14 protein-coding genes and 2 pseudogenes are annotated in these 18,090 nt (G+C 31.6%); 4 read left to right on the top strand and 12 right to left on the bottom strand.

Going from position 1 to position 18,090, the window contains the following annotated elements; all coding sequences use genetic code 11:
* From ACVC2P_RS02555 to ACVC2P_RS02505, 11 genes and pseudogenes are all read right to left on the bottom strand, one after another.
* Window positions 1–886: pseudogene (locus ACVC2P_RS02555) on the bottom strand (T9SS type B sorting domain-containing protein); the annotation flags it as partial.
* A gap of 18 nt (window positions 887–904) precedes the next feature.
* Window positions 905–1,225 carry a hypothetical protein gene (locus ACVC2P_RS02550; protein WP_452596914.1) on the bottom strand — a complete coding sequence of 107 codons (321 nt, stop codon included), beginning with the start codon at window positions 1,223–1,225 and terminating at the stop codon, window positions 905–907.
* 135 nt (window positions 1,226–1,360) lie between these two features.
* On the bottom strand, window positions 1,361–3,715 hold the full coding sequence (locus tag ACVC2P_RS02545) for a T9SS type B sorting domain-containing protein (protein ID WP_452596915.1): 2,355 nt from the start codon (window positions 3,713–3,715) through the stop codon (window positions 1,361–1,363).
* Window positions 3,716–3,769: 54 nt separating this feature from the next.
* Window positions 3,770–7,087, bottom strand: coding sequence for a T9SS type B sorting domain-containing protein (locus ACVC2P_RS02540; protein ID WP_452596913.1), 3,318 nt, complete (start codon window positions 7,085–7,087; stop codon window positions 3,770–3,772).
* 158 nt (window positions 7,088–7,245) lie between these two features.
* Window positions 7,246–8,082 carry an ABC transporter permease gene (locus ACVC2P_RS02535; protein ID WP_452596912.1) on the bottom strand — a complete coding sequence of 279 codons (837 nt, stop codon included), beginning with the start codon at window positions 8,080–8,082 and terminating at the stop codon, window positions 7,246–7,248.
* A gap of 32 nt (window positions 8,083–8,114) precedes the next feature.
* Window positions 8,115–9,011, bottom strand: a complete 897-nt coding sequence (locus ACVC2P_RS02530) for an ABC transporter ATP-binding protein (RefSeq protein WP_452596911.1) — start codon at window positions 9,009–9,011, stop codon at window positions 8,115–8,117.
* A 129-nt stretch (window positions 9,012–9,140) separates the two neighbouring features.
* Window positions 9,141–9,647 carry an IS1096 element passenger TnpR family protein gene (locus tag ACVC2P_RS02525; RefSeq protein ID WP_452596910.1) on the bottom strand — a complete coding sequence of 169 codons (507 nt, stop codon included), beginning with the start codon at window positions 9,645–9,647 and terminating at the stop codon, window positions 9,141–9,143.
* 38 nt (window positions 9,648–9,685) lie between these two features.
* A complete protein-coding gene (locus tag ACVC2P_RS02520) occupies window positions 9,686–10,702 on the bottom strand; it encodes a COX15/CtaA family protein (protein ID WP_452596909.1) in 1,017 nt (338 codons plus the stop codon).
* A 24-nt stretch (window positions 10,703–10,726) separates the two neighbouring features.
* Window positions 10,727–12,145 carry a CCA tRNA nucleotidyltransferase gene (locus tag ACVC2P_RS02515; protein WP_452596908.1) on the bottom strand — a complete coding sequence of 473 codons (1,419 nt, stop codon included), beginning with the start codon at window positions 12,143–12,145 and terminating at the stop codon, window positions 10,727–10,729.
* Between the two features lie 8 nt (window positions 12,146–12,153).
* Entirely contained in the window at window positions 12,154–12,717 is a 564-nt protein-coding gene (locus ACVC2P_RS02510) for an L-threonylcarbamoyladenylate synthase (protein ID WP_452596907.1), read from the bottom strand.
* A 68-nt stretch (window positions 12,718–12,785) separates the two neighbouring features.
* The gene (locus tag ACVC2P_RS02505; RefSeq protein WP_452596906.1) at window positions 12,786–13,973 is read right to left on the bottom strand and encodes a glycosyltransferase; all 1,188 of its coding nucleotides are present in this window, start codon (window positions 13,971–13,973) and stop codon (window positions 12,786–12,788) included.
* 111 nt (window positions 13,974–14,084) lie between these two features.
* Between ACVC2P_RS02505 and ACVC2P_RS02500 the strand changes: the two genes are divergently transcribed.
* The 3 genes from ACVC2P_RS02500 to ACVC2P_RS02490 are packed head-to-tail and all read left to right on the top strand — an operon-like array spanning window position 14,085 to window position 16,622.
* Window positions 14,085–15,161 (top strand): DegT/DnrJ/EryC1/StrS family aminotransferase, encoded by a 1,077-nt coding sequence (locus tag ACVC2P_RS02500; protein WP_452596905.1) that lies wholly within the window; start codon window positions 14,085–14,087, stop codon window positions 15,159–15,161.
* Window positions 15,161–15,778: a NeuD/PglB/VioB family sugar acetyltransferase gene (locus tag ACVC2P_RS02495; protein ID WP_452596904.1), complete on the top strand. Its 618-nt coding sequence runs from the start codon at window positions 15,161–15,163 to the stop codon at window positions 15,776–15,778. Before ACVC2P_RS02500 ends, ACVC2P_RS02495 begins: the two co-directional genes overlap by 1 nt.
* A gap of 16 nt (window positions 15,779–15,794) precedes the next feature.
* Window positions 15,795–16,622 (top strand): glycosyltransferase, encoded by an 828-nt coding sequence (locus tag ACVC2P_RS02490; RefSeq protein ID WP_452596903.1) that lies wholly within the window; start codon window positions 15,795–15,797, stop codon window positions 16,620–16,622.
* Here ACVC2P_RS02490 and ACVC2P_RS02485 read toward each other — a convergent pair.
* The gene (locus tag ACVC2P_RS02485) at window positions 16,612–17,514 is read right to left on the bottom strand and encodes a glycosyltransferase family 2 protein (RefSeq protein WP_452596902.1); all 903 of its coding nucleotides are present in this window, start codon (window positions 17,512–17,514) and stop codon (window positions 16,612–16,614) included. The genes ACVC2P_RS02490 and ACVC2P_RS02485 overlap by 11 nt on opposite strands.
* Before the next feature lie 91 nt (window positions 17,515–17,605).
* Between ACVC2P_RS02485 and ACVC2P_RS02480 the strand changes: the two are divergent.
* Window positions 17,606–18,090 (top strand): annotated as a pseudogene (locus ACVC2P_RS02480) (hypothetical protein); the annotation flags it as partial.

The following is an 18,090-nucleotide window of genomic DNA, read 5'->3' as shown; positions in this document are numbered from 1 at the left end:
GAAATGTAATGGTGACGTCTCCTGCTGTTTGACTGCCTAATACCGTAGCTTCTATGGCTGATAAATCAAAAGCCCACAGACCATCATTGTTGTCATCACAGATTAATTGATCTGGAACTGCATTGGCTGTTGGGACTTCATGAAAATCTAAAATAAATTCAACAGTAGAAATTAAAGCATTATTTGCATCAAAAGCTTGAGCAGTATATGTTGCATCTGGTGCTACAACATTATTTAAAATTGGTCCTGTTTCAGTAAGAGCTGTGCCATCTTGATCCCATGTATATGTAACAGCAGCAGTGGTAGTAGCATCTAAACTAACAGTTTCGTTATCACAAAAATTTAATGTATTTACTATTGAACAATCTGTAGAACCAGCTCCATTATTATTGGAATTAGTTTGCTCTAACTGGATAAACCCAGGGTTATTACTAAAATTAGTAATTAGTAGAATGTATATTTCTCCAGTCATTGCATTGTTTATGGTGAAGTTTTCAATGAAAGCTCCAGAATAACTACATGCTACAGTATTTGCGGCGGTTAATTGGCCACATACATTTGTATTATTAAAAGGACCGTATGTTATGAAGTCAACATCTATACCTGTACCATTAAAATCTGCTTGAGTGTTTTGAATGATATTAAATGTTAAAGTACCAGGGTCATCTATTTGAATAAAATACCAAGCTGGATTTGGTTGACTACCTAAGCAACCATAATTAGGTCCAGGTTCTGCATTCCCTGCTCCAGATGTATTAGGGAAAACTAATGATGTATCTCCTGCACAAAAAGGGCTAGCATCTGCACATGTAGTACCTTGCGAAAAAGAGACATTTAAACTTAGTATGAATATGATGAATAAGAAATTATTTCGTAGTAATTTCATTTTTTAATGTTTAGAGGTTTATTTAAATCTGTAGCTTAATTCTGGTTGATGTTTTGATCTTAATTTAAGATAAGCTTCAAATTGTTCTTTAGATAATACTTTATGTATATCAAGTGTTTGTAACTTCAATTTAGTGTTGAAATCACTTGCTTTGATATTTTTATTGTATAATTCTTTTTGGTATTTACTAAAAATAGATTTTATTTTTTTCGATTGTCCATTATCTAATTTTAATTCAGTAGTGTATAATTTTGTGATTTTTTTTAAATCGGTTGTTTTGTCTTGTGCAAAAGCATTTAGTGAAACAACTAAAAAAGCTATAATAGTAATTTTTCTCATTAGAAATAGTTTTGTGATGTCATTCTATATTACATAAGAGTAATGTCTTAAATTATATATAATAAAAGAAAGGAGCAGAATAGACATATTTATATATTATATAACAACTATATAGAGTGAAACCCTACCTTGTTGTTATCTTTTTAAAGTGAAGTGATTCATAAAAACACGACCATCATCAAGAGTTACAGAAAACCAATAGTCACTATTGGGAAGAGGTTGTCCATTTAATGTTCCATCCCAACCTCGACTAGAAGCTTTTATTTGAGTAATTAGTTTACCATATCTATCAAATATGTAAATTTTAGAATTTGATTGAAATTCAGAAGACACTCCCTTTACTTGCCAATAGTCATTTACTTGGTCTCCGTTAGGAGTGAAATATATTGGGAAGTCAATAATTGAGAATGACTTTTGTACAACTCCGCAAGAGTTTTTATCATTAACATAGACAACATGAATACCTGGTTCTAAATTTTCGAAAATATTAGAGTCTTGGTATACACCATTTTCATTGTCTAATGTGTATTCATAATCTCCTAATCCTGATACATATATTGTAGCGCTGTTTCCTGTAGTACTTATATGATCTATAGTTGCAATGCTTGACGAATCTACATTAACAATTCTATCGGCATAACAACCTTCAGGGTTATTAGAGGTGATAGTATTTGTTTCGGTAATTCTAACAGTATAAGTGCCGGGTTCATCGACTATAATCTGAGGTGTTATTTCATTAGATTCTAACCATAGGAAGGCATAATTGTTAATTGGTAAAGGTAAATCTCCAACATCTATTGTAATATTAGAATTGTTAGTGTTTATATCTTCGCAAAAGAAAACATTTTCAACAGGTTCTATATCTGGAGGTGTGTTTAATATAATTTCAAAATTACTAATACTAAAACAATCGCTACCTCCAACATTTTCTAATCTAACATATATTGTTTGATTGGTTTGCGGTGTTGGATAAAAACTAGGGGAGACAATACCATTTTGTCTATTTGTAGCATCTAATTCATTTTCATAGAACGATAAAATGAAATTAGTGTCATTTAAAATATTATTAGGGATAACACTTGTTAGATCTGTAGTTGCATTATCATTAGATTGGCAGGTTGTTAAGTCATCTAAATCCATTACTGGTGGTTGACCAGAAATAGTTAGGGTTCTTAACACAAGTTGATTTTCTCCTTCTGCAACTATACTTATGGTAATATTATATGTCCCTGGTGCAGAAAAAACATGAGTTGGCGATATATTGTTTGATGTATTATTAGCTCCAGATGCCGGGTCTCCAAAATTCCATGTTATACTATCTATTGTTGTTGATGTGTCTATAGAGAATTCTGTAGAATCACCAAAACACGTATTATTAAATACGTTAGTAGCAAAAAAGTAAGATTGTATAAAGGGGGGTAAACCTAAGCGAGATGTTTCACCTCCTAAAAAGATAGTTTCAGATTCGTAATTTGCAGTTGTACCTATTTCATTTGGATCATTAATAACACATATAGAAGATTGTCCAAATTTTGCTATATATAATTTTCCATCTAAAGCTTGTTGAATAGCTCCTAATTGCCCATCTTCTTCAGCAATTATAATATCTGAATTAAGTATTTGAGCCTGTGTTGGTAAGGTTATGTTATATTGGTGGATTTTTGAAGTTTCCTGAACGTTATTATAATCAATAATTTCAGAAATATAGAGGAGTCTACTATCAGGGGAGAACTCGCAACCATAAGGACCAACAGTGTTAGTCGCATAATTAGAAATAGTAATTGGGTTGGTAAGTTCTCCAGTTGTAGCATTAAAATCGAAAAGCTGCACTTCATTTCCATGAGACTTTGCACAAGCTACTTTTTCTCGATTAGGTGATGCTTTTAAATAACCTATTGAGCTATTGGTGTTTCCTCCATGTACTGAGCCTACAGAACTAATAACAGGTGTAGTATTAAGCCCCGTATCACTTACTAAATAGGCTAAAAATTCATTGTTTCCCCAACCATGTCCAATTACCCATATACTTTCTCCATCTGCGCTTTCTACAGCGGTTATTTTTTCAGTCGTAGGTGTTGCCAACGAAACATTTTTTGTGTTTGTAACACCACCTAAACCGCCATCTAAAGTAATATCTATAATAGAGTACTGTAACCCAAATTCTCCTGCTCTTGCATCTACTGTAAAAATAAAGTAAATGGAGTTACTGCCTGGTTGTGGTATTATTATGGCAGATTGTGTGCTAGAGTCATCTCCATTTAATCCTGTTCCATTAAGCATAATTTGATGGTTTCGATTCCAAACAGTTATTCCATCAGAGTAAAACAATAGTTGGCCTTGCTTATTAGATATTGTTGAACACCCTTCTGTTGTAAATATTTGACTATTAAGTGCAGCGCTAGGAAAACCACTATTAAAGTTTAATCCAGCATTTTCTCCAAAAAACCAAAAAGCAGTTTCATTTTGAGCTAAAAGTGTATGCGAGAACACAATGCTCAAAATAAAAAAAAGAGTTCTTATGGATTTGTAATTTAACATGTAATCTTAACGCTTTAAAGTGAAATGATTTTGATAAACGCGACCATCTTCTAAAGTTACAGAAAACCAATAATCACTTTGTGGTAAAGGTTTTCCTTTGTATGTTCCATCCCAACCTCTGCTTGATGCTTTAACTTGAGTAATTAATTTACCATATCGGTCATAGATATAAATTTTAGAATTTTGTTGAAAATTGGGCGATATACCATATACTTGCCAAGTGTCATTTATGCTATCTCCATTTGGTGTAAAATATAAAGGAAATCCAATAACGGATATCATTTCTTCTGTAATCCCGCAATTGTTTTTTATATCTTTAATTAGTACTGAATATATGCCTGGAGAGACTTGTGTAAATACATTACTATCTTGATAAGGGGTAGTGTTACCATCCTCGTCTACTAATGCATATTGGTATTCTCCTTCTCCAGAGGCTATTACTGTAATTTGATTATTACCTAAACTACCATCTATAACTTGTAAAGAATCTACTGTTGCAATATTTGAAGGGGATACTGTTACTGTTCTAGATTTAGAACATCCAGTTAAATTATCTGTAACTGTAACGGTGTATGTTCCAATTTCATTTACTAAAATAGATTCTGTGTTAGGGCCATTGGACCAACTGTAAGAATAATTATTAATGTTAGGAGATGGTATTCCAGAACTAATTGTTTGTTGAACAGGAAAATCATTTAAGCAATATAAAATAGTTTCATCGTTTGCTACAGGAGGTAATGGATTTATAGTTAGTAATACTTCGTTAATACCATAACAGGCATTGTCATTTTCAACTCTAACATAAATGGTCTGGGAATAGGGTATAGTATTTTCATAGACCATATCTAATGGGGTCTGCTCTAGAAGAGCATCATTAAATGTTTCGTAATAGTTTATTGTTAAACCTGCTGGTAATCCATTTAAAATTTCTGCTGAGAAATCATTAAGGTTAAAAAAATGTTTACCATCTTCAGAGCCTAATTCATCGCAGACTTCTGGAGCAACATAATCGTTTATAGCTGTTGTACTTACTTCTAGCACAAGTTCACTATAATTAACACAACCTGTTAAGTCATTAGTGACTTTAACATGGACTGTTTGAGGGTTTTGTGCGTTATTGTATGCAGTACTGTTTAATGGATTAGTATTTGTTTGTGCATCTGCTAATGATAAATAGAATGTTGTTGAACGATCTGGTGTACTACCTGTTAATACATCATTTGCTTCTGTTAAATTAAAAGTAGTAAACCCATCGACACTTCCATCTTCATCACATTGGTATAAGTCACTATTAAAAGCTTCGGGAATTGGATTTATTGTTAATGTTACTGGTCCTGTTGCAAAGCAGTTAGCGTTACCATTATTTTCTATTCTAACAAAAATAGTTTCGTTAAAAGGCGTGATATTAGTATATGTATTGGGTAATGGTGCATTACCATTGTTGGCATTATTTTGAGAACCGTGGTAAGATACAGTGTATTCATTAGCATCTTGAGTGCCCAAAACATCTAAGTTGAAATTAAGCAAATTAATCTCAGTTTGGCCATCCATAGCATTTGTATCCTCATCGCAAGCTTCTAAATTAGTAACATTAGCTACTGTAGGCGTATTAAAAACTTCTATTTGAAATGTAGTAATATCAAAGCAACGTCTGTAGCCAGAATTTTCAACTCTAACGTAAATTGTTTGCGGGTTTGATGTGTTTTCATAAAGTCCATTAATACTATTAATGCCTATTTCAGCATCAGACATTGTAGCATAATATTTAACATCGAAAGTATCGGGATCTTGACCGTTAAGGACAGTACTATCTTGTGCACTAAAATCGAATTCAGATAAACCATCATTATCGTCATCACAAACATTTATATCGTTAGGCTGTGTTGCGGTTGGAATAGCAAAGTAAGACACTTCTGCTAGACCTTCTAAATCTCCACAAAACCCATTATTTAATTGTATATCTACGGTATATACTCCTGGGCCATCAATTTCTAAATCGAAATCTGTTTCTGGTAAAAGGTTTCCATCCATATACCAAGTATAGGTAGCATTGGCTAAGTCTTCTGCCATTAAAGTATAAGTACTGCCTTCGCATAATGAAAGTTCTATAGTGTTTATACCATTTTGTATAATGTCTATTTGTTGAGAGAAAAAAGATTGAATAAAAGGAGGTAATCCTTGTCTGGATGGATTTGATAGCGCAATGCCTTGATGTATATAATTACAACCAGTTCCAAGTGTATTGGGGCTGTCTATAATGGCTAAAGAAGAAATTCCTTGATCGTAAGTGGCGCTTAATGCTCTATATATTTTTCCATTTGGCCCTAATTGTAAGCCGCCTCTATACAATTGCCTTTCGTCTATTACTATTTGGCTGTTAGAAATATTATTAGAGGTTAAATCGTATTGTATTAAAGATGAACTGTGGTTACCTGGAATATTGTTTTGGCTTGGGTCTGATTGGTTAAAATAGTCATTAGAGGATGTAACATATAATAATTGACTATTTGGTGAGAATTCTACACCATAAGGGCGATTATTATTATCTGTAGAAATGGTTAAGGTCTCCATATTACTTACAGTACCTGTCGCATCATTAAAGTCTGCAATAAATAATCCAGAACCAGAATTTGCGCAGGCTAATTTTGTGCCGTTTGGAGAGAATTTTAAGTTTCCTCTAGAATCGCTAATTCCTAACCCGTTTATTGTTGAGACTACTGCTGTAGTATTTACACCAGCACTACTAACTTCAAAAGCATGAAACGAATTCATAAAACTAGAAGAAGACCCTGTTGTATTTGATAAAGTAATAACCCAAATATTTCCAGTTGTACAGTCTTTTAAGACTGCTGATATTTTTTCGGAACACTTATTTAGTAAATTAACGTTTTTTGTAGTTGTAATATCACCTAAACCTCCATCTAACGTCATATCTACCTCAGAATAATTTAGGCCTGTTTGATTTTGATTGGATCCAACAGTGAATACATAATAGATAGTAGAGTCCCCGGGTTTGGGCACAACTAATGCCGATTGTGAACTAGATTCATCTCCAAGTAATCCAAAACCATTTGGCATGACTTGATGATTGGCATTATAAAGAGTAGACCCATCGGTGTATAATTGTAAATTGCCATCTGTGTCAGAAATAGTTGTACACCCTTCAACAGTAGATAAAGCACCGTCATTTAAAGGTGTAACGACTCCTGTGTCGACATTAAAATTAATACCAGCATTATCTCCAAAATACCAATTAGATGCTTCTTTCTGAGCAAAGACAGAAAAAGCACTTAAAAACAGAAGTGTAAATAATAGTTTTTTCATTTTTCAATAGCAATAGCTATCAAATATATTACATATTTTACACTTTTATGTTAAAAAGTGTAAAATATGATGAAAGTGATGAATTATCCGATAATCTGTTTTTTTTGTGCAATTTATCTTTGAAACCTAAGTTTTTTAAGTAATAAGTTTATAAAATGTTATAAATCTCGTGTTTTTAATAATCTATAAGAGAAGAATATAAAAATACTAGTCCATGCCAATACTATTAATATTTGATACCAGTGTACTGCATAATCAAAATTAAATTGTTCTCCTACTTGGTTTGCAATTTCCTTAACAGCTCCTAATCTAGAAAAAGGCTCTTTTATTAAGTTAGACATTGATTCTAGTGGGAAAAATTGTGTAATAGAACCAGCAATTTCTTTTGTACTTTCAAATTGAAAAGTAAGTAAGCCATAGGCTATTTTTTCTATAACATACCAAACAAATAGAAACCCTAATGCAAAAGCGGAACGCTTAATAAGTATTCCTAAAAACAAACAGAAAGAAAAGAAACCTATTAGTTTTATAAAGAATGCTAATAAGTATTCTAAATCTGAAAACACATGGTAGGTTTCAGTAATACTAGAAAAACCATACCCTAAAAAGAGAGAGACAATAAATACAAAAAGAGTAGATATTAAAGCAAATACTGCTACTGTTATAAATTTTGAGGCAATAAACTCTTTTTTGCTTAATCCGTCTATTAAGTTTTGTTTAATGGTTTTATTACTATACTCATTAGCCATCATAGATACAATAACTATGGCTAAAAAGAATTTAAGTGAGGCAGCAATATAAGTATTAAAGTGCCAGATATATGGGAAATTAAAAATTCCTTGTTCTGCTAAGTGAAATTTAATTGGCCCAATGTCGAATTTTATAGCAGCAATTAAGGCTATACAAGTTAAAAGGATAAAATAGGCAAGAATTAATACCTTACTGGCTCTATTATTCCAAAGTTTTATGAATTCTATATTTAAAAGTCGTAACATTATTTTGATTGGTTTTTTGAGATTGATGATTCTTATTTGTTGTCTGTAAGTTGAAGAAATTGTTCTTCTAAACTTTCTTTACGCATTACTAGGTGTGATAAATAAATGCCCTTATCTACTAGTTGTTTATTAAACTCTGAAGCAGACATAGGTTCACTTAAAAACGCTGTAATTAAATCACCTTCTGTTTTAGTATCCTTTATAGCTGGATGTGTATTTAAAAATGCAGTTAGTTTAGATGGTGCATCACATTTTAACTCAAAGAAACCATTACTGGAAATCATTTCGTCTACACGACCAGAGTATAATTTTTCTCCTTTTCTAAGTACAACAACATGAGAGCATACTTTTTCTACTTCATCTAAAAGGTGAGAGGCTAAAAGTATGGTTGTACCATTACTAGCAATTTCGCGTATAATTTCTCTAATTTGGTGTATTCCTTGTGGGTCTAAACCATTGGTAGGTTCATCTAGTATTAGTATTTCTGGATCGTTTAATAAGGCAGAAGCAATAGCTAATCGCTGCTTCATACCTAAAGAGAATGTTTTGAATTTACTGTCTTTTCTTTCTAATAAACCAACAACGTCTAGTTTTTCGTTTATTTTAGAATCGTCAATGCCTTTTATTTTACAGACTAGCTTTAAGTTTTTATAAGCTGTCATGTATGGGTAAAAGTTTGGACGCTCAATTATTGCTCCAACCTTCTTTAAAGCATCATGTGTAGTGGTGTTTCCTTCAAACCATTGGAATTCGCCAGAAGTTCTATTTACTACATTTAATGCAATACCTAATGTTGTCGATTTTCCACTTCCGTTAGGTCCCAAAATGCCATAAACATTGCCTTTTTGTATAGTGAATGATAAATCTTTTACAGCAGTAAGATAGCCGTATTTTTTTGTTAGGTTTTTAATTTTTAGAATGGTTTCCAAGATGTAAGAGTTTTTTGATTGATTTTAAAGTAAGTCGACTAATGTTAATTTTTGTTACAATTTATAAATAAAAAAGTGCATTCTTTATGGAGAATGCATTTTTTTATTTTTGGTATTTAGTGACTTTTATTAATTCCAATTCTCATTAAAATCTAGATTGTCATAATCATCAATATTAAAGTCGTCATCCAAATCTTCGTCACTTTGTGCTTCAAACAGTTTTTCTGGAGCACTATCTGGTACTTGTCCTTGTACAAACATTAAATTGGGGTAATCTACTCCTTCATTTTCTTCTGCTATTTCTGCCAGTTCAACAAAGAAAGTCCACATGTTTAAAAAGTCGTAAACATAGATTAGTTTGGTTTGTGCTTCGTGTACAGTATCATCTAGAGCAGTTTCATTCATTAAGCGTACTTGGTTTCCTGTTTCGCTCATATCGAACAGGGAAATTTCTTCGCCTTGGTTCCACTCGTCGTCGCTAATATAAAAAGAAGCCATTTCTGTGCCATCAAAACCAAAAGACTGTGTTATAATGTTATGTAGGTCTTCTAGTGTATCCGTTTCACGTATTTCTAAATCGCGAAAAATATCTTCATCTGTGTCGTTGTCAAGGATGACTCTAAATCTGTAAATCATTGTGGAAAATTAAGATTGCAAAGATAAAGGTTTTTCAATTATTTACTAAAACGATGTAAAGTAAATGTCATGGCACTTAATAAGAAAAAAGCTCCAACTTGGTGTGCTACTCCTAACCAAACTGGTACGGCTAATATTAAAGTTAAAACGCCTAATAAAAATTGAATTCCAACAAGGATTAATAAACTATTAACGCCTTTAGCTTGAAACCTTGTTAAGGTCTCTTTTTTTGTTTTATACCATATAAAACCTATTAAAAGCACAACAATATATGCTAACATCCTATGAGTAAATTGTACACCACTACGACCTTCTATAAAGTTTTTATATACTGGTGTTTGTTCTATATATACCGTTTCGTGTATAAATTTACCTTCACTCATCATTGGCCAATGGTTATGAATAAAACCAGCATCTAAACCAGCAACAAAAGCTCCGTAAATGATTTGTAATAGGAGTACTATTAACCCAACACGAATAATAGTTCTAAGTTTTTTATTGACTTCTTTTTTATTAGGAAATATTAAATCTAACGCAACCCAGAAAGTATAAGCAAAGGTAATAAAGGCCGTTGTTAAATGTGCTGCTAAACGAAAGTGACTTACATCGGGTCTATCTACCAATCCGCTCTTTACCATATACCACCCCAAAAAACCTTGAAATGCGCCTAGACATAATAATATTATAGATTTTTTTATTGTTGCTTTTGTGAGTTGTTTTTTTATTAAAAAATATAAAAAAGGGAGAAAAAATACCAAGCCGATAAAACGACCAATAACACGGTGTAGCCATTCCCAAAAGTAGATGTCTTTAAAATCTTGTAGCGTAAAGTTATTATTTAGTTTTTGGTATTCTGGGTATTGCTTGTATAAATCGAAAGCAGCATTCCATTCTACTTCATTCATTGGAGGAATAGTACCAGAAATTAGTTTATAATTAGATATAGATAAGCCAGAGTGTGTTAATCTTGTAATTCCGCCTACAACGACCATTATAAAGATTAATAAACAACCTGTTAGTAACCAGTATATTACTCTTTTATTGTCTTTTTTCATAGTTATTACTCTTTTTCCAAATCTTTAATTATTAATTTTTAAACCCAAAGTTTTTCCTTTTTCTAACATTAAATTAAAGGCCGCTTCGTGTTCGTTAGGTATTTCACCTTCTAAAATAGCTTCTTTAATAGCTTCCTTAATAATTCCTATTTCTCTGGATGGCTTTAAATTAAAGGCTTTCATTATTTCTTCTCCTGTTACTGGTGGTTGGAAATTACGGATACTATCTTTAGCTTCTACTTCTATAATTTTTTCTCGAACAATTTTAAAATTGTTATGATACTTTTTAAATTTTTTAGGGTTTTTAGTAGTAATATCAGCCTCACAAAGTGTCATTAAATCATCAACATAATCTCCTGCGTCAAAAACGAGTCTACGCACAGCAGAATCTGTTACTGTATCTTGAGCTAAAACAATTGGTCTAGAACTCATAAAGACTAGTTTTTGCACAAACTTCATCTTTTCATTTAGGGGCATTTTTAAGCGTTTAAATAAATGGTATACCATTTTAGATCCTTCAAATTCATGAGCATGAAATGTCCAACCCACTTTTTTGCTAAAACGTTTTGTTGGGGATTTTCCTATATCGTGTAATAAAGCAGCCCAACGTAACCAAACATCATCTGTATGCTTAGAAATATTGTCTACAACTTCTAGTGTATGGTAAAAGTTATCTTTGTGCTTTTGTCCTTCTACTTCATCGATGCCTTTTAAAGCTGTTAACTCAGGTAAAATATGCTGTAATAGTCCTGTCTGCTCCAATAATAGAAAGCCAACAGAAGGTGTTTTGCTACTTAAAATTTTATTTAATTCAACAACAATACGCTCTTTGGTAATAATTTTTATACGCTCGTTATTTCTTGTAATGGCATCTAACGATTCTTTTTCTATTGTAAACCCTAGCTGCGTAGCAAAACGAATACCTCGCATCATGCGTAAAGGGTCGTCACTAAAAGTAATATCTGGGTTTAAAGGCGTACGTATAATTTTATTTTTTAAATCTTCAATACCATTAAATGGGTCTAATAAATCACCAAAGTTTGCTTTAGATAAATCTAGAGCTAGAGCATTAATACTAAAATCGCGGCGGTCTTGATCGTCTTGTAATGTACCGTTTTCAACAACGGGATTTCTACTGTTTTCTGTGTAGGATTCTTTTCTAGCGCCTACAAATTCAATTTCTACATCATTGTAACGTAGCATTGCTGTTCCGTAGGTTTTAAAAACCTGAACTTTAGGTTTATTAGGTAGGTTTTTAGCAACTTGTTTCGCTAATGCAATACCACTACCAACAGCAACAACATCTATGTCTTTTGCATCTCCTCGTTGTAGCAAATAATCTCTAACAAATCCACCAATAACATAGCAATCTAAAGATAGTTCTGCTGCAGATTTTGAAATAATTTGAAATATATTGTTTTGAAGGGCGTCTTTGTAATTCATTATATACTTTACTCGCGAATTATTTTTATACCACTATTATTACTTATTTTAATAATAGTTGAAGGTATGGCTGTACTTCCTTTTTCGCTAGGCAAATTTACGACATAATCTACACCTTTTAAAATAGCTTCATCTATTTCTTTAAAGGATTTAGGAGTTGGTTCTCCAGCAATATTAGCTGATGTAGAAACAAGAGGCCTGCCTAATTTTCGTATTAATCGTTGACAAAATTCATGATCTACAATTCGTATAGCTAAAGTATCATCGCTAGCGATTAGGTTTTCTGCCACTCCCGCAGGGTTATCGTATATGATTGTTGTAGGTTTTACTGCTAATTCTATAATGTTATATGCAACATTTGGTACATTGTCTACATGCCTTTCTAGCATACTATAATTGTTAACTAAACAAATCATGGTTTTAGATTCTGCCCGTTGTTTTAGTTTATATATTTTTCTTACAGCCTCTGCATTAGTTGCATCACAACCAATACCCCAAACTGTATCTGTAGGGTAAAGAATAATACCTCCTTTTTTTAATATTTCGAAAACTTTAAAAACTTCTTCTTTCATTGTTTTAATATTCAATTATGCTTTACTGTGTAATAAATGTTGGTTTTTGCAATTGTTTTTATATGTGTTTAACTGTAAAAGCGTTTCATTGTATTAATAAACGCAGCGCTTCCACTTTGGTTGATTATGTGGTTTCTAATTTTTTCAGGATTAAAATTGTACTCCTTATTTTTTATTTTCAACAAACTTTCACCAATAGATTGAGCATCTTTAAGAGGTATTAAAATACCGGTTTCTGGAGTTATAGAATCTTCAACACCTCCGCTTTTTGTTGCTATTACAGGTTTTCCGCAAAGCATAGCCTCACGAACAGCAACACCATACGTTTCGGCAACACTTGTAGATACAAAAACATCGCAAGCTTGTAGTTTTGTATTTATGTCTTCTCGACTTAGTTGAGGTAAAAATGTACACTTATCATACACATTATATTTTTTTGCTTGAAGTTCAAAATGAGAGCTGTTAGCTTTAGAAATATCATCGAAGGCATCGTTTCCAATAATGATAGCTTCAAAATCTGACTTGCATAGCGTTTGAAAAATCTCTAAGCTTTTAAAAAAAGTTTCAGAGTCTTTTATTAGCCCAGGATAGGTAATGGTTGTTATAGTGAATTTTTTATTAGCTGTGTTTGTACTTATTTTAAACTTTTTTTCATCCATTAAATTCCATATAATTTCTGGGTTGCAATCAATTTGATTCATTAATATGCAACGTTTTTGGTGATAGCTTACCGCTCCAGTTTTATAGGCATTTTCTAAAGCTTTTTTCATGCCCTTTTGCACCTTGATGTTATAATGATTTAATAAAAACACTTGATGTTCAATAATTACAAATGGGAGATTATTAATTACAGATAGGGCATGCGCATAAATACCTCCATTAGCGCTACACTGAGCATGAATAAGTTCTGGCTGCCAATGTGTAGTTATAGCTTTAAAAGCTTTTTGATATTTACGTTTGCTCTTTTTAAGTTTTAGTTTTGCAGAGGTTTTTTTATAATGTAAAATCGGAAAGGCATAGGCTGTAGGTGTTTGTTTTAAATAGCTTGTATTTAGGGTGTTACTTTTTTTTAATAAGTTTATGAAGCTTTTTTTTAAATAGAGAAATAACCCAACTTCTTTTTCTATACCATATAGTACTTTAATATCAAACCCATTATTATTTAATAAACTTGCCTGTTCCCTAAAAAAAGAGCCAACAAGCTCATTATCCTTGTTTGGATACCAAGAAGGAATGATAAGTATTTTTTTTCTCATATTTAGAACTATTATAGTGTAAAATTATGCATTTTAGAGTTTAACTTTCTCAATTATAAATTATTTATTTTTTTAGTAATTATAGGCTTAAGTTTTTTATTTTTGTTAGTTATGATAAACGTAACGCAAACCTTTTTACCACCAATAGAGGAATTTGAAGGGATTTTAAAACGAGCTTGGGATAAAAAGTGGATGACTAATAGAGGGGAGTTGCTTCTGGAGTTAGAAGATAAGCTATCAAAATATTTAAAAGTCTCTAATTTTTTTATAACAACCAATGGTACTTTGCCTTTGCAAATAGCCTTAAAGTCGTTAGGTATAACAAAAGAAGTTATTACAACACCTTTTAGTTATGTAGCTACTACATCTGCAATTGTTTGGGAGAAATGTACTCCTGTTTTTGTAGATATTGAACAAGATATGTTAACTATTGATCCTGCTAAAATTGAAGCAGCCATAACTGAGCATACAGAAGCTATTTTAGCAACACATGTATTTGGGAACCCTTGCGATATTGAAGCTATAGAAACTATTGCAAGAAAACATAACCTTAAAGTTATTTATGATGCAGCACATTGCTTTGCTGTAAACTATAAAGGTAAATCTATATTCTCGTATGGAGATGTTATAACGACTAGTTTTCATGCTACTAAATTATTTCATACTGGAGAAGGTGGTGCTATTTTTATTCCTAATGAAACATTATATAAAAAATGTTATTACCATCATAATTTTGGACATAATGGACCTTTGGAATATTACGGGTTAGGAATTAATGCGAAAGCTTCAGAAATGCAAGCTGCAGTTGGTTTAAGCGTTCTACCATATATTGATGAAATTATTGAGAAAAGAAAAACATTAACATTGCTCTACGAGGAGTTATTAGAAAATAATTCTAATTTAAAATTTCCTCGTTTTAGGCCTCAAACAGATAGAAACTACTCTTATATGCCTGTTATTTTTGAAAATAAGCAGTATTTAGAGGCCGTCTTAGAAAAGTTAAAGTTATTAGAGATTTTTCCAAGGCGCTATTTCTATCCGTCATTGAATAAACTTCCATATTTGGAGAACTCTGTTAGTATGCCAATTTCTGAATCTATTTGTGACTGCATTTTATGTTTGCCTCTTTTTTATGAGTTAGAAAAAGAAGATGTAATTAAAATATGTAACTTAATTAATACATTATAATGGTAGTTATAGGTGCTAAAGGTCATGCTAAAGAAGTACTGCAAATACTGCATGAGCAGTTTGTTACCCCTCTTGTTTTTTTTGATAATGTTTCAGGCAATGAAATGCAAAACATGCTTTATGACGAATTTAAAATAATTACCAACTTCCAAGATTTAAAACACCACTTTGAAACTGTTAATCCTGTATTTTGTACAGGAATTGGTACCACAACAATAAAAGAAAATTTAGTAAATAAAATAGAAGCATTAGGAGGCGATTTTAAAACGATAATAGCATCTAATGCAAATGTTGGTAAGTTTAATGTATCTATTGGGCAAGGGTGTAATATTATGCAACGTGTATTTATTAGTAATTCTGTAAGTATAGGCAAAGGGTGTTTAATTAATTTTGATGTAGCATTGCATCATGATGTAACTATAGGCCATTTCTGCGAAATATCTCCAAGAGCAACCGTTTTAGGGCGATGTAAAATAGGTAACTACGTTTCTGTAGGAGCAAATAGTACTATTCTACCAGATGTAGTAATTGGTGATTATGCTATAATTGGGGCTGGAGCAGTAGTAACAAAGAATGTAGCGGCAAATACAACAGTTAAAGGTATACCTGCAAAATAAATTTTAAAAATAAAAGATGTCTAAACCATTAGTTTCAATAGCCGTATTAACATACAATCATCAAAAATTTATAGCACAAGCTATAGATAGCTTTTTGGCTCAAGAAACAACGTTCGATTTTGAAATTGTTATTGGAGATGATGCCTCTACAGATAATACTCAAGAAATTCTAAAAAGATATCAAGAAGAGTACCCTAATAAGTTTAATATTGCATACCATAAAAACAATATAGGGATGGTTCCCAACTTTGTAAACGTTATAAAATCTTGCAAGGGAAAGTATATTGCTTTTTGTGAAGGAGATGATTATATGCTTGATGAGAAAAAGCTTCAAACTCAAGTGGATTTTTTAGAGGCAAATAACGATTATGCCATTTGTTTTCATGAGGCTAAAATTTATGATGAGACAGAGGGGAAATTAATAGACGATAATATTACCAATACAGAAAAAGAAGATTATAGTTTAGACGATTTTTCTAAAGGTAACTTTATGCATACCCCAACTGTAATGATAAGAAACGATTTTACATTACCTGAAAAATTCAATACATTACCAATAGGAGATTGGCCTTTATATGTAACCATTTTAAAGGAAAGAAAAATTAAGAAATTAAAAAAAGTAATGTCCGTTTATCGTGTTCATGAAAAAAGTTCATGGTCTTCAAAATCTGAGATTTTTAGATGGGAAACTAGTATTACAGTTATTAATTACATATTAGATAATATACCTTTAAGCGATTTTCAAAAAGAAGGACTAAAACGAACCAAAAGAAAATTTAAAAAGAAGATTTTTAATAGTAAATATTCTATTTATAAACGTTTAAAAAGGATACTTAGAAGTTAATACTCTGTTTCTGCTTTAACGATTTGCACAAAGGTGCTCCTCTCCAAGCTAAACCAAGCATAAACCATTTTTTAGGCTTTAGTAAAAAAGTTAAACAATAATACCACTTGATAAAGCAGTATTTAGCATACGAGTAGTTTTTTTTAATAACATATATATGCGATAAAAAACCTTCCTTACTAATAACTTTAGACGTTCCAGTGCTTACACCTTGGTAATGTAATATTTTTGCTTCGGGAACTAAAACACTAGTATAACCTTCTTGCCTTAATCTAAAACAGATATCCATTTCTTCAAAATACAGAAAAATATTAGTATCGAATCCCCCAACTTTTGCAAAGACATCGCTTCTAAAAAACATAAAAGCACCATTTACAAAGTTTACAGTTACTGGCTCTGTATATTCTTTTTTACGTTTTGGGTGTGTTTTAGAAAAGTTCTTCTCTAAAAAACTACGTCCAAAAATAAGCTTTCTAATACCTTTATCATGATCAAACGAAATAACATGTTTGTCATGTTCATCGTAATTTTGCGCTGTACAAACCCCAACTTTAGGATGCTGCTCCATATAATCATGTAAAATGCCTAAACAGTCGTTTTTAAGCATAGCATCATTATTTAAAAACAGGATGTATTTAGATTTTGCAAACTGAGCACCAAACATATTACCACCTCCAAAACCTGTATTAATTATACTTCGGTGTAAAGAGACATTTTCTTGATTAGGGAAATTGTTTTTTAAATGTTGGTAATCTGCCATTTCCGAATTATTATCTACAACAATAATATCTATAGTTAAGTGCTTAGCAGTGTAGTCTAATACAGACTGTATGCATTCTAAAGTATATTTTGCTGTATTGTAATTAATAATAATTACCGAGATATCATTCATAGATGCAAAATTAGATAAAATTAATTTGAATTTAATACATTTGTTTGCATCAATATTTTAATTGGTTTTATAGCAATTCTAAAAACGTAAAATGACAATAACAATTATAGCGCCATCTGCTTTTGGGTATACATCGCATATTCAAAAAGCATTAAATGATTATGATGGGGTAGAAGCGTCCATTTTATATTTAGATAAACCTGGATTTCAATATAGAAACTTAGGACATAAACTTCAAAATTTTGTCTCGAAGCTATTTGGTAAGAATTTAAAAAAGACTTTTGTTTTTGATAGAATTAAAAGAGAAATGGCAGCTATTGGTGCCCAAGATTCTATTTTTATTATTCGTCCAGATATGCTAGACGATAGCACATTACAATGCATAAGAGAAAAAACAGATAATTTTATAGCATATTATTACGACAGTACAAGGCGTTTTCCTAGAAAGCTAGACATTGTAAACTTTTTTGATACTATTTATAGTTACGATAAACAGGATATTAAAGAAAACGGTTTTAAACTACTTACTAATTATATTTTTGCCGAAAATAGTACAACCAATTACGACTATCAGTT

Source organism: Pontimicrobium sp. MEBiC01747, assembly GCF_053601635.1.
The sequence above is the reverse complement of the archived record's forward strand: the minus strand, read 5'-3'. Positions and strand labels throughout refer to the sequence as shown.

Bases quoted from the DNA above. Each gene is read 5' to 3' on its own strand.
- ACVC2P_RS02550 (WP_452596914.1), bottom strand. From the start codon at position 1,225: ATGAGAAAAATTACTATTATAGCTTTTTTAGTTGTTTCACTAAATGCT.
- ACVC2P_RS02540 (WP_452596913.1), bottom strand. From the start codon at position 7,087: ATGAAAAAACTATTATTTACACTTCTGTTTTTAAGTGCTTTTTCTGTC.
- ACVC2P_RS02535 (WP_452596912.1), bottom strand. From the start codon at position 8,082: ATGTTACGACTTTTAAATATAGAATTCATAAAACTTTGGAATAATAGA.
- ACVC2P_RS02525 (WP_452596910.1), bottom strand. From the start codon at position 9,647: ATGATTTACAGATTTAGAGTCATCCTTGACAACGACACAGATGAAGAT.
- ACVC2P_RS02520 (WP_452596909.1), bottom strand. From the start codon at position 10,702: ATGAAAAAAGACAATAAAAGAGTAATATACTGGTTACTAACAGGTTGT.
- ACVC2P_RS02515 (WP_452596908.1), bottom strand. From the start codon at position 12,145: ATGAATTACAAAGACGCCCTTCAAAACAATATATTTCAAATTATTTCA.
- ACVC2P_RS02510 (WP_452596907.1), bottom strand. From the start codon at position 12,717: ATGAAAGAAGAAGTTTTTAAAGTTTTCGAAATATTAAAAAAAGGAGGT.
- ACVC2P_RS02505 (WP_452596906.1), bottom strand. From the start codon at position 13,973: ATGAGAAAAAAAATACTTATCATTCCTTCTTGGTATCCAAACAAGGAT.
- ACVC2P_RS02500 (WP_452596905.1), top strand. From the start codon at position 14,085: ATGATAAACGTAACGCAAACCTTTTTACCACCAATAGAGGAATTTGAA.
- ACVC2P_RS02495 (WP_452596904.1), top strand. From the start codon at position 15,161: ATGGTAGTTATAGGTGCTAAAGGTCATGCTAAAGAAGTACTGCAAATA.
- ACVC2P_RS02490 (WP_452596903.1), top strand. From the start codon at position 15,795: ATGTCTAAACCATTAGTTTCAATAGCCGTATTAACATACAATCATCAA.
- ACVC2P_RS02485 (WP_452596902.1), bottom strand. From the start codon at position 17,514: ATGAATGATATCTCGGTAATTATTATTAATTACAATACAGCAAAATAT.